The sequence below is a fragment of the Pseudarthrobacter phenanthrenivorans Sphe3 genome (genome assembly GCF_000189535.1).
GTDB classification, from domain to species: Bacteria; Actinomycetota; Actinomycetes; order Actinomycetales; family Micrococcaceae; genus Arthrobacter; species Arthrobacter phenanthrenivorans.
Genome location: NC_015145.1, coordinates 1,014,385 through 1,027,736, shown reverse-complemented (window position 1 = coordinate 1,027,736; position 13,352 = coordinate 1,014,385). Strand labels below are relative to the sequence as shown.

The following is a 13,352-nucleotide window of genomic DNA, read 5'->3' as shown; positions in this document are numbered from 1 at the left end:
TCAGCATTAAGGGAGTGCCTACGGCATGGACTGGCTCGTAGTAGTACTGAATTTCATAGGGCAGCAGATTCTAAACGTGCCCGCGTACCTGATCGGCATCATTACCGCAGCAGGCCTAATCGCATTGCGGCGCAACTCCGGCCAGGTCATCGGAGGCGCTCTCAAGGCAACCTTGGGCTTCTTCATCCTCGGCGTGGGTGCCACCGTGGTGACCGGATCACTTGACCCCCTTGGTCAACTCATCCTCACAGTTACCGGCGCCCAAGGCGTCATTCCCACCAACGAGGTCATCACCGCAATGGCCCAGGAACAGTTCGGCGCCCAAAGCGCTTACGTCCTGACCTTCGGCTTCCTGTTCATGCTGCTACTGGCCCGCTTCACGCCGTTGAAGTATGTCTTCCTGACCGGACACCACATGGTGTTCATGGCTACGATGCTCACCGTCATCCTGTCCGTCGGCCTGGGGCAGGGCCTTGACTGGCTGGTCGTGCTGCTCGGGGCTGTCCTGCTGGGCGTGATCATGGTGGTCATGCCGGCATTCCTCCACCCCTGGACGAAGAAGATCACCGGCAACGACACCATCGCCATCGGCCACTTCGGTTCTCTGGGCTACATCGCTGCCGGTGCCGTCGGGCAGGCCGCGGGCAAGCGCAGCAAGTCAGCCGAAGAAATCCAGTTCCCGCAGGGGCTGAAGTTCCTCCGGGACTCCATGGTGGCCACCTCACTGTCCATGGTCCTGATCTACATGGTCTTCACCATCTGGGGACTCATCGCCCTTCCAGCCGATGAAGCGTTGGCAATCTTCGACGTCCCGGACGCAGGAGCCTTCATCATGGCAGGTTTTGAACAGGCGCTGCTGTTCGGCGTCGGCGTTGCCGTCATTCTCTATGGCGTACGCACCGTCCTGGGCGAACTCGTCCCGGCCTTCCAGGGCATCGCCGCCAAGGTGGTTCCCGGGGCCAAGGCAGCCCTCGATATCCCCATCGTTTTCCCCTTCGGTGCAAACGCCGTGCTCATCGGCTTCCTGAGCTCCTTCACCGGAGGCCTGGTGGCCCTCGGCGTCCTTGCCCTCTGGCTGAACCCCGCCTTCGGACTGGCCCTCATCCTCCCGGGAATGGTCCCTCACTTCTTCACCGGCGGCGGCGCCGGCGTGTATGGCAACGCAACCGGCGGACGCCGGGGAGCCATGCTCGGAGGCTTCGTCAACGGCATCATCATCACCATCCTGCCCGCCGTCCTGCTGCTGGTCCTGGGCCAGTTCGGGCTCGCCAACAGCACCTTCGGTGACGCCGACTTCGGTTGGTTCGGAACCCTCATCGGCGTCAGCCTCAGCGGCGGCCCTGCCATCGGCACCGTCCTGACCGTCCTCATCGCCACCGCCCTTGTCACAGCCGCGATCATCTTCCAGCGGCGGGTGGTCGATGCCGGGTGGGTCCCGGGTGCCAAGCGCGACGCCTGGCTCGCCGAAGCCCGGGAAAGCGAGAAGACCCAGGCCAAGCAGGACACTCCCGCTGCCTAGCCGGACCCGCCGGACTTCCTGGAACAACAGCAGAGCACCCACCCGAAGGAACACCATGCCTGAACGTACAGCAACGATTGCCAGCCGCGTTGGCCTCCACGCCCGCCCCGCCTCAGTCTTCGCCGAGGAGGCCGGAAAACTGGACCTGGAGGTCACCATCGCTTCCGCAGGGGCAAGCCCCGATGAAGCCCTCGATGCGGCCAGCATCCTGTCCCTCATGAGCCTGGGCGCCTCACACGGTGACGTCGTAATCCTTCGCGCCGAGGGTCCCGGAGCGGATGAAGCCCTCGACCACCTCGTCGGAATCCTGGAAACGGACCACGACGCGAAGGCCTAAGCCCAGTACCAATCTGAACCTTCGGGGGCGGCGTGCACACGGTGCACGCCGCCCCCGACGCCGTCCAAATTCGCGCGCTGACTCCACCAGCCGACAGCCTCAGAGGTAGGCATTCCTCCCCTCACCGCCAGCTCACCGGGCCTCTGCCCAGAACTTCAGGATGTGCCGGGTGACGTCGCCGGGGGCCACAAAAAGCGGCGCGACGTGCCCTGCGCCCGCCACGAGTTCGAAGCGCCCGTCTGGGATGCTGTGGGCAGCCCGTTCGGCCTCGGGCAGATCAAGCAGGGCGTCGTTGCGGCCGGCCAGCACCAGGGTGGGCACCCGCAACCGGGCCAAGGCCGGCCGGAGGTCAGGGCGGTGCAGCATGACAGACTGCATAGCCCAGTATTTGCCCCTCTTGTCTCCCCGGCAGAACGATTCCGAAATGGCGGCCGCGGTCTCCGGTTGCTGCTTCGCTGCACCCCGCCCGGCGAGGGCATCGACCACTATCGGGCTCAGCGGCTTGGGGTCCAAAAGGCGGAAGAGGTAGACCAGCAGCGCCGACCGCCGGCGCTCGGTCCTGGACAAAGGGTACGGCGGCGTCCCGATGGTGGTCAGTGTCCTGCACCGCGCCGGGAAGCTGTCAGCGAAGACGATTCCCACATGCCCGCCCCAGGCGTTGCCCACCCAGTCCACCGGCGTCGAAATGCCCAGGGCATCCAGGACGTGGACAGCCGCCCGGGCGCAATCCGCGAGGGAATAGAGCCTTCGCGGCCCCGGGCTCCCGCCATGGCCGGGGCCGTCGACAATGATGAGTTCATGCTCCCCGGACAGTTCCCCGACGACGGCGGCGAAGGTCGCCGAGTCCACGAACAGGCTGTGCCAGAGCAGCGCCGGAGCTCCTGAACCGGTGCGGCCGACCTGCAGCGGTCCCAGGTCCGTCTCGATCATGGTTGAAGAAATGTCCAGCAACATGTCCGGCCTCCGGGAGATGTCCGTTTCGCGCTCCGGCGCTTAGGGAAAGCAGTCTCCTCCCGGGCCCCGCCGCCGTCAATGGAGAGGCACCCAATTCATGCGCCGCCGTCGTACTCCTCTTCAGGCGCCCGGCGTACCCTGAAGCCATGGAATCCGAGGTCCGGAACCTGACCCTGCGCACCGGCATCACGGTGCCATGCCTGATCCAGGGGGACGCGGCCGCGAAACCGCTGCTCCTGCTGCACGCCTGGGGCGAATCCCGGCGCTGCTTCGACCGCCTGCTGCCCGGGCTGGCCGGCTTCCGTATCTATGCACCCGACCTCCGTGGCCAGGGCGAGGCGGACAAACCGGAGAACGGCTACTCCCTGCCCGAGCAGGCCGAGGACGCGGCAGCCATCCTGGACGCCGCTGGCGTGGAGACGGCGTTCGTCCTCGGGTCCTCCAGCGGCGGGTACGTGGCCCAGCAGCTCGCGGCAGCGCAGCCCGGGCGGGTGACCGCGCTGGTCCTGGTGGGGTCGCCGCTGAGCCTGCAGGGCCGGCCGGCCTTCGCTGACGAGGTGGACCGGCTGGCCGACCCCGTCGATGAGGACTGGGTGCGGGCGTCGCTCGCCTGGTTCACGCTCCACCAGCCTGTCCCGGACTGGTACCTCGAGGACCGGGTGCGCGACGGCGTCCGGATGCCCGCCCACGCGTGGAAGAAGATCCTGGCCGGACTGACCGCCGCCACCCCGCCCACCGAAGCCGGCGCCATCCGGACGCCCACGCTGATCCTCTACGGCGGCCGGGATGACCTGCTGCCGTTGCAGGACCAGGAAGTCCTGGCGTCGCGGATTCCGGGTGCCGTGCTGAAGGTCTATCCCGACGCCGGGCATCTGGTCCTCTGGGAGTGCCCGGACCGGGTGGCGGCGGACGCGGCGGCCTTCCTGCACGCGCTGGAGAGGACCGCGGCCGGCCCCAACGATTCCGGACCCTTCTATCACGGCACCAAGGCGGACCTGCGGCCCGGGGACCTGCTGGTTCCCGGCTACGCCTCCAACTACGGCGGACGGAAGGCGGCCAACCATATCTACTTCACCGCCACCCTGGACGCCGCCACCTGGGGCGCCGAACTCAGTGAGGGTGACGGCCCGGGCAGGATCTACAGGGTGGAACCCGCGGGCCCCTTTGAGGACGATCCCAACCTGACGGACAAGAAATTCCCCGGCAACCCCACCCGGTCCTACCGCACCCGCGAAGCCCTCCGCGTGTTGGGCGAGGTTCCGGACTGGCAGCCGCACTCCCCCGAGGCGCTGCAGCACATGCGCAGCCACCTGGAGGAACTGAAGCGGCAGGGCATCGAGGCCATCGACTAACCGGGCGTCCATCTGCTGGTTCCCGGGCCTGCGCCGCATTGCGGCAGGGCAAGGCCGTTCGGCCCTACCCACATCCGGCAAGCCGGCACATGCTGAAAAGGGTAGGCATCAGGACCCAACGCCCGCGGGTCCTGCACCGAACGCCTGTTAGGCCGCGGGCTCTGAGGAACGCTGCAAATGCCGATCGCAAAAGGGCGGCACCCCCAACGCGCGCAGGCCACGCAAGCCGGGAGACCGCGGAGCGACACCATTCGGAAGGCCCTCCTGGCTGCCGGACCGCTGTCTTCGCTGCTCTACGTGGTTGCCACGGACGGGCTGGCGGCATCCCAATGGGAGGGGTACCGCCGCACCGGGCAGATGGTGAGCGAACTGTTCGCCGTCGGTTCCCCCGGCCGGGACGTCCTGGTCGCGTTCACTTGGCTTTACACCGCCATGTTCACCGCTTTTGGTGTGGGCGTGTGGATCTCCGTGCGCGGGAACCGCGCCCTGCGCATCGCCGGTGGCCTGCTCATCGCGTACGGGCTGTGGAACATAATGGGCGCCTTGTACCCGCTGACGCTGGGAGACGATGCGTCCATCCCGATGCATATCTTCGCCACCAACGTCCAGCTCGCACTGATGGTGGCCGCGATGTGCTTCGTGGCGGCGGGATTCCACGGGCGGATGCGGTGGTACTCGATCCTCTCGCTCGCCGCCTCTGCGCTCATGGGCGTGGTGGCGTTCATGGCAGCCCCCGGGCCGAACCTCGTGCTGGGCATCGGCGAGCGAATCAGCATCGGGGCGTTCCTGCTGTGGGTGGCAGTCCTGGCGGCAGCGCTGTGGAGGAGTCCGCAGGACGGGCCAGCCCGGGAACGGTGAGGATCTCTTGCCGAAGCAGGTGCAGCCATGCGGACAACGTCCTGGTCATCGCGGTTCCTGCTGGCGTGTTTCCTGCTGGCGTGTTTCCTGATGGCGCTCGCCGGTGCCACCACCACCTCAGGCAGCGCCCGCGCAGCAGGCGCCCCCAACGCACCCACGGAAACCGCCCCTCCGGAACATGCCTACGCAGCGGTGGACTCGTTCCTGCTGGACCAGCTCGAAACGCTCGGCATTCCCGGTGCCGCCATCGCCGTCGTGCGTGACGGCCGGCAGGTGCACTCCGCCGCCTTCGGCACCGCGGACCCCGCCGGGCGGCCGATGACGCCGCAGACGCCGGTGCTGCTCGCCTCCACCAGCAAGTCCCTGACCGCCATCGCGGTGATGCAGCAGGTGGAGGCCGGGCGGCTGCAGCTGGATGAGCCGGTGCGGACCTACCTGCCCTGGTTCACGCTGGACGATCCCCGGTCAGCGGCCATCACCGTCCGCCACCTGCTCCACCAGACCAGCGGCATGTCCTCCCGGGACACTGCCTTCGAAGCGTCCCTGGACCAGGAACCGGACGCCCTCGAAGAATCCGTCCGCGCGCTGGCCGGCTCCCCGCTCGCCGGCGAACCGGGGCGGCGCTTCCACTACGCCAGCGCCAATTACAACGTCCTGGGCGTCCTGGTGCAGACCGTCGCCAACCAACCCTTCGGCGAGTACCTCGAACAGCACGTCTTCGGGCCGCTGGGCATGGTGCACAGCCATCCGACGGCGGCGGCCGCCCGGGCGGACAACGCGGCCGAGGGGTATTCGCGGTGGTTCAGCGCGTTCTGGCTCCAGACCGACGTCCCCACGCCCGCCGCCGGGATGCCCTCCAGCACCCTGTACGCCTCGGCAGAGGACCTGGGCCGCCAGCTGGCGGCACTGCTCGACGGCGGCCGGTACGGCGAGGCGCGCATCCTTCAGCCTGGAAGCGTCGCGGCGATGTTCCAGCCCCGCATCTCCGTGGACGAGACGAAAGGCTACGCCATGGGCTGGTTCACCCGGCCGCTCGTTGAATCCGTTGACCACGCCGCCTTGGGGCCCGCCGCCGGGGACCTGCCGCGGCTGCTGGAGCACCAGGGGGAATGGGGCAACAGCCATACCTACCTGGCCATGGTCCCGGAGTCCGGCCTCGGCGTCGCCCTGGTCATCAACGGCAACGACACCGCCGCCCCCTCCCGGCTCAAGGCGATCGACACCAACATCCTGCGGATCCTGCACGGGCGCTCGCCTGTTCCCGCCTTCGTCCAGGAGGACTGGCTGCAGCGCTCCAGCTGGGCGGCAGCGCTGGGCCTTTTGCTGGCGGAGCTGCTGAGCCTGCGGCTCTCCCTCGCGGTACTTTTCCGACGGCGGTCCGGCCGGCTCGGGCGCGTGGCTCCCCTGCCGTTAGCCGCCGTCGCGCTTGTCCTTGACGCGTTCGCCCTCTGGCTGTGCCTCATCCATGCGCCGGCCCGGTTCGATACCGACCTGCTGGTCATCATCCGCCAGTTCCCGGACGTGGGCGTCCCGCTGGTGCCTGTGCTCGGGCTGGCTGTTCTCTGGTCCCTTCCGCGGACGGTTTGGCTGGTTATTACAGCACTTCGCTGCAGCTCACAGGGCGTACGCTGAAACCATGGCAGCCCGCGTCAGCTCCCTGCGCACCCTCGCCGGAGGGGTGAAGGCGGTGTATGAAAACCTTCCGCTGCCGCCTGCAGTGGTAGCCGCCATGGCCGCTGATCTGGTCCTTGCCCGGCTCCGTCCCATGCCACTTCCGGGGCCCCGTGCGGTGCATCGGATGGCGGGGGCGGGACTCCTGGTTGCCGGCGTCGGCCTCAACGCCTGGGCCCTGGCCGAACGCCGGCGGCACTCGGCGGGTCCCTTCGAGCTGGAACGGCCGGAGGAGCTGGTGGCCACCGGGCCCTATGCCCTTACCCGCCACCCGATGTACGTGGGCTGGTGGATGCTCCAGCTCGGGGCGGGAACCCTTGCCGGTTCCTCATGGGCCCTCACCCTGCTGCCGGCCGAACTGCTCGTGGAGCACCGGTTTGTCCTGGAGGAAGAGGCTGCGCTCGCCGGGCTGTTTCCGCAGTCCTACCCGGAGTACGCATCGAAGGTGCCGCGGTACCTCGGGCTTCCCCGGAGGTAGGTGACCTCACCCGCAATCGCAACAGCCGCCGTCGTAATTGTTCGACGGCGGCCCCTGCCTTTCCTACATTTCCATCCCATTTGTCGCCGCAGGAGCAAGTGCAACGCCGAGAGCAATCAGGGCCAGCGCCACCGCGATGGAGCGGTTGGCGAGCCGCTTCCACGGCAGCATCTTCTCCCCGGCAATAAAGGCCCCGATCAGGGCCATCCACCCGACGCTCATCACGCCAAGTGCGAACAGCGCCGTCATCAACGCCCAGCAGCACGCCACACACCAGGCTCCGTGCTCCACCCCCATCCGGAGGGCGCCGGAATAGCCCGGGCGCATCCGGTGCAGGATGAAGTCCATGGGTGACCGGCATTTCATCAGGCTCACGTTCTTGGCCGGGGTGAGCTGATACAGCGCCGCCAGCAGGATGACCCCCGCCGCAACATAGCGGCCGCCCTGGCCAGGGGCGAGCACCCCCGGCGCCAGCGCGGCGGCCCACATGTACAGCGCATATGCCACCAGCCCGAACGCGGTCCATGAGGCCAGGTAACCGCCCACGAAGACGGCCGTAGACCCTGCCGGTGCATGCCGTCCGGATTGCCGCCGGTGCCGTTGAATCCGGTGGTACGCCACCACCATGGGTGCCACCGACGGGAACATCATGGCCGCGAGCATCACCACCCACGTCAGCGTAAAAAGGCCCAGCGGCCCCGGCGCCGTCCACGTGCCCATATCCATCCCGGCCACCTGAGTGGATGTAAACACCCAACTGGCGCCGGCGAGCAGGAGCAGGACGGCCACGAGCGCGGCCTCCCGCGGGTCAACGCGGGAGGCCTTCCCCATGGTGTGGCCGCTGCCAGACCGTTCCTTGCGTTCCACCGGCCGGCCGTTCAGATGCGGCCCTTGGGGGCGCCCTCTGCCATCTCACTGGCGAACATGAAGTCGGACGTTTCGCCGTAGACCCCGTCGTACTCCTGCTCAAACAGTTGCACGCGCCCGGGCCCCTTTCCGATCCGGAATTCGGGGGCGAAGCCGTACATCGCATTCTTCACCGTGGTCACGCCGCCGTCAGGTCCGGGCAACGGCTCGAAGGTGATGTGAGCTTTGTCCGAGACCGAGCCCGAAGGCCGGTCACCGTCCGTGAAGGTGACAGCGGCGCGATCCAGGCCCACCCACTCGCCGTACAGCCCGGCAAGGTCCCCGAACGGGCCGCCTGCCTGGCCGCGAAGAATGGTTTCCAGGGCGCTCACCTGTGCTGCGGATGCGGATTGGTCGACGACGGCACCCACCATCCAGCCGCCCGCTGACAGATTCCTGGGGAACCAGCCTACGAATGCGAAGTTGACGCCGGACAGGTCGGTGTCATCGAGGTTCCCCTTTTCGATGTGGAACACATTCAGGTTGCGGCACTCACCGTTGGGCCCGGTGGGCATGCCGTCCACGGGGCACGGGCAAATCAGCTGGCAGGTGCAGTTGCCAAGGTATGTTCCGGTCATTTCCCAAGACACAGAATCCTCCTCACCAGGCGCCACGGCCGGTCGGAAGTGGCCCAGTCGGGCGCCTCATTCCGTGATTAGCGGGGTCTAACGCCCCGTTAATTCCGACGCTATTCCTCCGGTTTCGGGCAGTCAATATCCTCGGTGTACCTAATGTCACCCCACTTCGGAGTCCCCCACGGACGGGGCAGACGAGGTCCAACGCGCGGGAATGCATGCGTACGTTGCGCGGCGAAACAGGAGGGCCACTTCAGGAAACAGCTCCCCTCAGGGACTGGGTTGAGCGTTAGGAAACAGTGGCCAAGTGGCGCATAGTTGAAAGATGACCGGTCCCTACACCCGGGGCGACTCCTTCAGCAGCGAGGCCTCCCGGAAAAACATCAAACGGGCGCTCGCCGATTACGGGGCCACGGACGTCCTGTTCACGCAGCGGGGCCACCGGCACGCCGTCGCCTTCAGGAGCGGCGGGAGGCAGTTCCGCATTGTCATGTCGATGCTGCAGTCTGACGGGCCCCTGGCCATCCAGGGCGACAAAGCCGAAAGTGCGCGCCAGGAAGCGAACGCAAAAGTCCTCGAACGTGCCAACCGCAAGTCCTGGCACGCCCTTGCCCTGGCCATCGAGGCCAAGCTCGGGGCGGCGGCAGCAGGCATCGCCACCCTTGAGTCGGAATTCCTGGCCCATGTGGTTCTGCCCGGGAACCGTACTGTACTTGACGAACTCGAACCCGTCATTGACGCCGCCTACCGGTCCGGCCAGCGGCCGTCATTCGGCGATCCGGCCGCGTCTTCAAGCCCCGCCGAAACCACCGCCGCCGCCGACTGACCAGCCGCCGCCAGTGAGTGGCCCGCTACTCCCCCATGCCGGGATGCACCGGAACAAAGTCAACCTTGTTGCCTGAGTTGGTGCGGACCGCCGGGGTCCTGCTGTAGCCGCGGGCGTCGAGGTTGTTCTTCGTCCGGAACTCCGCAACGGCGGCATCATAGGCGTTGTTGAGGGTCAGGCCGGAAAACTCCCCGGTGCTGCCGTCAGCGAAAGCGATCCTGATGCGGATGCTGGCCGGGTAGTGCCGGTCCATCCGGATGAAGCCGTCGGCGTCCTGCTGGAGAGTAATCAAGGGAGTCTGCTTTCGTTGTGGGAACCGCCTCCATCATCGCCCTCCCGCCCGTCATTATCCGAACAGCGCCGCCACCCGGGTCAGGGTCTGGAAGACGCCGTAGCCCAGCGGCACGCCCACCAGGGCCCAGGCGAGGGCGAGCCTGCCGGGTGATGCCTTCGTCGGCGGCTGCGCGCCGGTGCTGTTTACTGTGCTCATCTCAGGCCTCCAAAGCAGGTTCGGGCGACCGTCCGCGGTCCGGACGGGGTTCATGGAATCGTGCATCCACCGGCTTGACCAGCAGGTTGGCCAGGAAGCCGACCACCAGCAGCGCCACCATGGTCAGCAGCGCCGGCTGGTAGGACGCGGCATCCAGCTGGCCTGGCTTGCCCTGGGCATCCAGGAAGGCGTTGACGATCAGGGGCCCGGCCACGCCGGCGGCCGACCACGCCGTCAGCAGCCGGCCGTGGATGGCGCCCACCTGGTAGGTCCCGAACAGGTCCCGCAGGTAGGCGGGAACGGTGGCGAACCCGCCGCCGTAGAAGGAGATGATGACGAAGGCGAGCGCCACGTACAGGATGGTGGTGGCGGAACCTGCCAGTGCAAGCACCGTGTACAGGACGGCGCCGACGCCGAGGTACACCATGTAGATGCGTTTCCGGCCAGTGATATCGGAGGTGGCGGACCAGGCGAAGCGGCCCGCCATATTGCCGATGGACAGCAGCCCCACGAAGCCTGCGGCGACGGCGGCACTTACCAGGGACACGCCGTCGGACTGGCGGAAGAAGTCCTGGATCATGGGCGCGGCCTGCTCCAGGATCCCGATGCCGGCAGTGACGTTGCAGAACAGCGCGATCCATACCAGCCAGAACTGCCGGGTCTTGACAGCGTTCTTCGCGGAGACATTCTCGGTAGTGACCAGCTTGGCGGCCTTGACCGTGGCGGGGTCGAACCCTGCCGGCCGCCAGCCGTCGGCCGGGACCCTGATGGTGAAGGCGCCGAAGAGCATGTAGGCGAGGTAGACGACGGCGAGCGTCAGGAAGAGCCTGCCCACCGCATCGCCGCTGGCCACCCAGCCCTGGGCGCCGGAGTTGGGATCGTACGCCTTGAGCAGGGCGGTGGAGACCGGGCTGGCGATCAGCGCACCGCCGCCGAAGCCCATGATGGCCATGCCGGTGGCGAGTCCGGGCCGGTCCGGAAACCACTTGATCAGGGTGGACACCGGTGAGATGTAGCCGATGCCCAGGCCGATGCCGCCCACCACGCCGTAGCCGAGGTAGACGAGCCACAGCTGCTGCGTGAAGATGCCCAGTGATCCGATCAGGAAGCCGCCGGCCCAGAACACGGCCGAGGTGAACATCGCCTTCCGCGGGCCGTTGCGGTCCACCCACGTACCCATGACGGCGGCGGAGAGTCCGAGCATCACGATGGCGATGGAGAAGATCAGGCCGATCTCGGTGAGGCTGGCCCCGAAATGCTCCACCAGTGCGGTCTTGTAGACGCTCGTGGCGTAGGCCTGGCCGATGCAGAGATGGACGGCGAGCGCCGCGGGGGGCACCAGCCAGCGGTTGAATCCGGGTGGGGCAACGGTTCGTTCACGGTCCAGCCAGCCCATCGTGCTCCCTTGCTCGTAAAGACATCGGTTCAGTGGCAGCCGCGGCGCACCCCCTTCCAGAGGCGAAAGTCCCCCGAATGCCGCCGAGGCCTCCGGCAATCATGGAGCAGATAGTCAGCAAACGTAGCTTTAATGCGCCGGGCGGTAGGGAATGGGCGGCGAGCGGTTGCGGGCGGCCTGGCTTCCATAGGAGTACCAGAAGCGGTCATAAATTCGGCGATGTGACATTCCCGACAGAATGGACGGAGCCTAAATGGACGAATACCAGTCGTTTGTGCAACACTTCACAGGTTTTGGTGTGGCGCGCGCCACTCCGTTCACCCAACAGCGCGCACCCCGAACCGCATCACCCACGCTCTTCCATGGAGGGAACCCACACACATGAGCGATGCCCTATCAGCAATCAATGACGTGATCTGGAGCGACTGGCTCGTCTACCTCTGCCTCGCCACCGGCGTCTACTTCTCCATCCGTTCGCGCTTCCTGCAGGTGCGGCATGTCAAGGGAATGATCGAGCAGCTGTTCCGGGGCGAGAAGTCCGCCTCCGGAGTCTCCTCGTTCCAGGCCCTGGCTATGTCCCTGTCCGGCCGCGTCGGCACCGGCAACGTCGCCGGCGTCGCAACCGCCATTGCCTTCGGCGGGCCGGGCGCCCTGTTCTGGATGTGGACGGTCGCCTTCCTGGGCGCCTCTACATCCTTCGTTGAATCGACCCTCGGCCAGATGTACAAGACCCGCGACCCGCTGACCGGCGAATACCGCGGCGGTCCGGCCTACTACTTCTCCCGTGCGTTCGCCCACACCAAGGGTGCCGGCTTCTTCAAGGTCTACGGCTACGTCTTCGCGGCCGTGACCGTCCTTGCCTGCGGTGTTCTGATGCCGGGTGTCCAGACCAACTCCATGGCCACCGCGATCAGCGGCGCCTGGACCGTCCCGTCCTGGGCCGTGGCCGTCGGCTCCGTCATCCTCCTGGCACTCGTCGTCATGGGCGGCGTGAAGCGCATCGCCAGCGTTGCTGCATTCGTGGTGCCGTTCATGGCCGCCGGATACATCCTCCTCGCCCTGATCGTCGTCGTCATCAATGCCGCCCAGCTGCCGGAGATCCTCTCGCTGGTGTTCCGCAGCGCCTTCGGCATGGACTCGGCCCTCGGCGCCATCATCGGCCTGGCCGTGATGTGGGGCGTCAAGCGCGGCGTCTACTCGAACGAGGCCGGCCAGGGCACGGGCCCGCACGCCGCCGCTGCCGCCGAGGTCTCGCACCCGGCAAAGCAGGGCCTGGTCCAAGCCTTCGCCGTCTATATCGACACGCTCTTTGTCTGCTCGGCCACCGGCTTCCTGATCCTCTCCACCGGTGCCTACCGCGTCTTCTCGGGCGGCAGCGAAGACGGTGAAGTCCTCGCCGAGGGCGGGCTGCTCTCGGCGAGCGCCGTCGTCGGGCCGCAGTACGTCCAGGCCGGATTCGACTCCGTCTTCCCCGGCGTGGGCGCCGCGTTCATCGCCATCACACTGGTCTTCTTCTGCCTGACCACCGTCATCGCCTACTACTACATGGCCGAGACCAACCTGCGCTTCCTCCTGGGTACCTCGTCGGCCAAGATGATTCCCGGCCTCCGGACCAGCCTGGGCCGCGCGACCACCATCGCCCTGCAGGTGGCCATCCTCGTCGCAGCGGCCTACGGCTGCGTGAACACGGCCGCCGACGCATGGGTGATGGGCGATATCGGCGTCGGGCTTATGGCCTGGCTGAACATCGTGGGCATCCTGGTCCTGCAGAAGCCAGCGTTCAAGGCGCTGAAGGACTTTGAGCGCCAGCAGAAGCTCGGCCTCGACCCGGTCTTCGACCCCCGGCCCCTGGGCATCACTGGTGCCAGCTTCTGGGAGTCCTACAAGCCGGCCGAGCGCGAAAAGGAATCCTCCCGCGTCTAGTAAGCCCGTCACCGTGCGCCGCGTCGTCTACGCGGCGCACGGTGGTGCGTGGGCGTCATCAAGGTCC

14 protein-coding genes and 1 pseudogene are annotated in these 13,352 nt (G+C 67.1%); 9 read left to right on the top strand and 6 right to left on the bottom strand.

What is annotated here, in order from left to right; genetic code table 11:
• The first annotated feature begins 25 nt into the window (after positions 1-25).
• Positions 26-1,519 (top strand): PTS ascorbate transporter subunit IIC, encoded by a 1,494-nt coding sequence (locus ASPHE3_RS04845; RefSeq protein WP_013600112.1) that lies wholly within the window; start codon positions 26-28, stop codon positions 1,517-1,519.
• Positions 1,520-1,574: 55 nt separating this feature from the next.
• Complete coding sequence (locus ASPHE3_RS04840; protein ID WP_013600111.1) at positions 1,575-1,856, top strand: HPr family phosphocarrier protein; 282 nt, start codon at positions 1,575-1,577, stop codon at positions 1,854-1,856.
• Positions 1,857-1,988: 132 nt separating this feature from the next.
• Here the strand turns inward: ASPHE3_RS04840 and ASPHE3_RS04835 are convergent, their stop codons facing one another.
• Entirely contained in the window at positions 1,989-2,810 is an 822-nt protein-coding gene (locus tag ASPHE3_RS04835; RefSeq protein WP_013600110.1) for an alpha/beta fold hydrolase, read from the bottom strand.
• A 146-nt stretch (positions 2,811-2,956) separates the two neighbouring features.
• Here ASPHE3_RS04835 and ASPHE3_RS22915 point away from each other — a divergent pair.
• The 5 genes and pseudogenes from ASPHE3_RS22915 to ASPHE3_RS04810 form a co-directional block, all read left to right on the top strand.
• Positions 2,957-3,706 (top strand): annotated as a pseudogene (locus tag ASPHE3_RS22915) (alpha/beta fold hydrolase); the annotation flags it as partial.
• A 27-nt stretch (positions 3,707-3,733) separates the two neighbouring features.
• Positions 3,734-4,162 carry an NAD(+)--rifampin ADP-ribosyltransferase gene (gene arr / locus ASPHE3_RS22910; RefSeq protein WP_409372052.1) on the top strand — a complete coding sequence of 143 codons (429 nt, stop codon included), beginning with the start codon at positions 3,734-3,736 and terminating at the stop codon, positions 4,160-4,162.
• Between the two features lie 177 nt (positions 4,163-4,339).
• Positions 4,340-5,020: a DUF998 domain-containing protein gene (locus ASPHE3_RS04820; protein WP_013600108.1), complete on the top strand. Its 681-nt coding sequence runs from the start codon at positions 4,340-4,342 to the stop codon at positions 5,018-5,020.
• Positions 5,021-5,047: 27 nt separating this feature from the next.
• A complete protein-coding gene (locus ASPHE3_RS04815; RefSeq protein WP_013600107.1) occupies positions 5,048-6,652 on the top strand; it encodes a serine hydrolase domain-containing protein in 1,605 nt (534 codons plus the stop codon).
• A 4-nt stretch (positions 6,653-6,656) separates the two neighbouring features.
• The gene (locus ASPHE3_RS04810; protein WP_013600106.1) at positions 6,657-7,169 is read left to right on the top strand and encodes a methyltransferase family protein; all 513 of its coding nucleotides are present in this window, start codon (positions 6,657-6,659) and stop codon (positions 7,167-7,169) included.
• A 63-nt stretch (positions 7,170-7,232) separates the two neighbouring features.
• Here the strand turns inward: ASPHE3_RS04810 and ASPHE3_RS04805 are convergent, their stop codons facing one another.
• A complete protein-coding gene (locus tag ASPHE3_RS04805; RefSeq protein WP_049786039.1) occupies positions 7,233-8,000 on the bottom strand; it encodes a DUF2182 domain-containing protein in 768 nt (255 codons plus the stop codon).
• A gap of 47 nt (positions 8,001-8,047) precedes the next feature.
• Positions 8,048-8,665 carry a DUF1326 domain-containing protein gene (locus tag ASPHE3_RS04800; protein WP_041651978.1) on the bottom strand — a complete coding sequence of 206 codons (618 nt, stop codon included), beginning with the start codon at positions 8,663-8,665 and terminating at the stop codon, positions 8,048-8,050.
• Positions 8,666-8,975: 310 nt separating this feature from the next.
• Here ASPHE3_RS04800 and ASPHE3_RS04795 point away from each other — a divergent pair, with 310 nt between their 5' ends.
• Positions 8,976-9,476, top strand: coding sequence for a hypothetical protein (locus ASPHE3_RS04795; RefSeq protein ID WP_013600103.1), 501 nt, complete (start codon positions 8,976-8,978; stop codon positions 9,474-9,476).
• Between the two features lie 25 nt (positions 9,477-9,501).
• Here the strand turns inward: ASPHE3_RS04795 and ASPHE3_RS04790 are convergent, their stop codons facing one another.
• Genes ASPHE3_RS04790 through ASPHE3_RS04785 form a run of 3 tightly spaced genes read right to left on the bottom strand, consistent with a single transcriptional unit; the run spans position 9,502 to position 11,362 of the window.
• Complete coding sequence (locus ASPHE3_RS04790) at positions 9,502-9,768, bottom strand: hypothetical protein (RefSeq protein ID WP_013600102.1); 267 nt, start codon at positions 9,766-9,768, stop codon at positions 9,502-9,504.
• A 54-nt stretch (positions 9,769-9,822) separates the two neighbouring features.
• On the bottom strand, positions 9,823-9,966 hold the full coding sequence (locus ASPHE3_RS22225; RefSeq protein WP_013600101.1) for an MFS transporter small subunit: 144 nt from the start codon (positions 9,964-9,966) through the stop codon (positions 9,823-9,825).
• Position 9,967: 1 nt separating this feature from the next.
• Entirely contained in the window at positions 9,968-11,362 is a 1,395-nt protein-coding gene (locus ASPHE3_RS04785; protein ID WP_013600100.1) for an OFA family MFS transporter, read from the bottom strand.
• Between the two features lie 381 nt (positions 11,363-11,743).
• On the opposite strand from ASPHE3_RS04785, the gene ASPHE3_RS04780 reads away from it, so the two are divergent.
• A complete protein-coding gene (locus ASPHE3_RS04780; RefSeq protein WP_013600099.1) occupies positions 11,744-13,285 on the top strand; it encodes an alanine/glycine:cation symporter family protein in 1,542 nt (513 codons plus the stop codon).
• Positions 13,286-13,352: the final 67 nt, after the last annotated feature.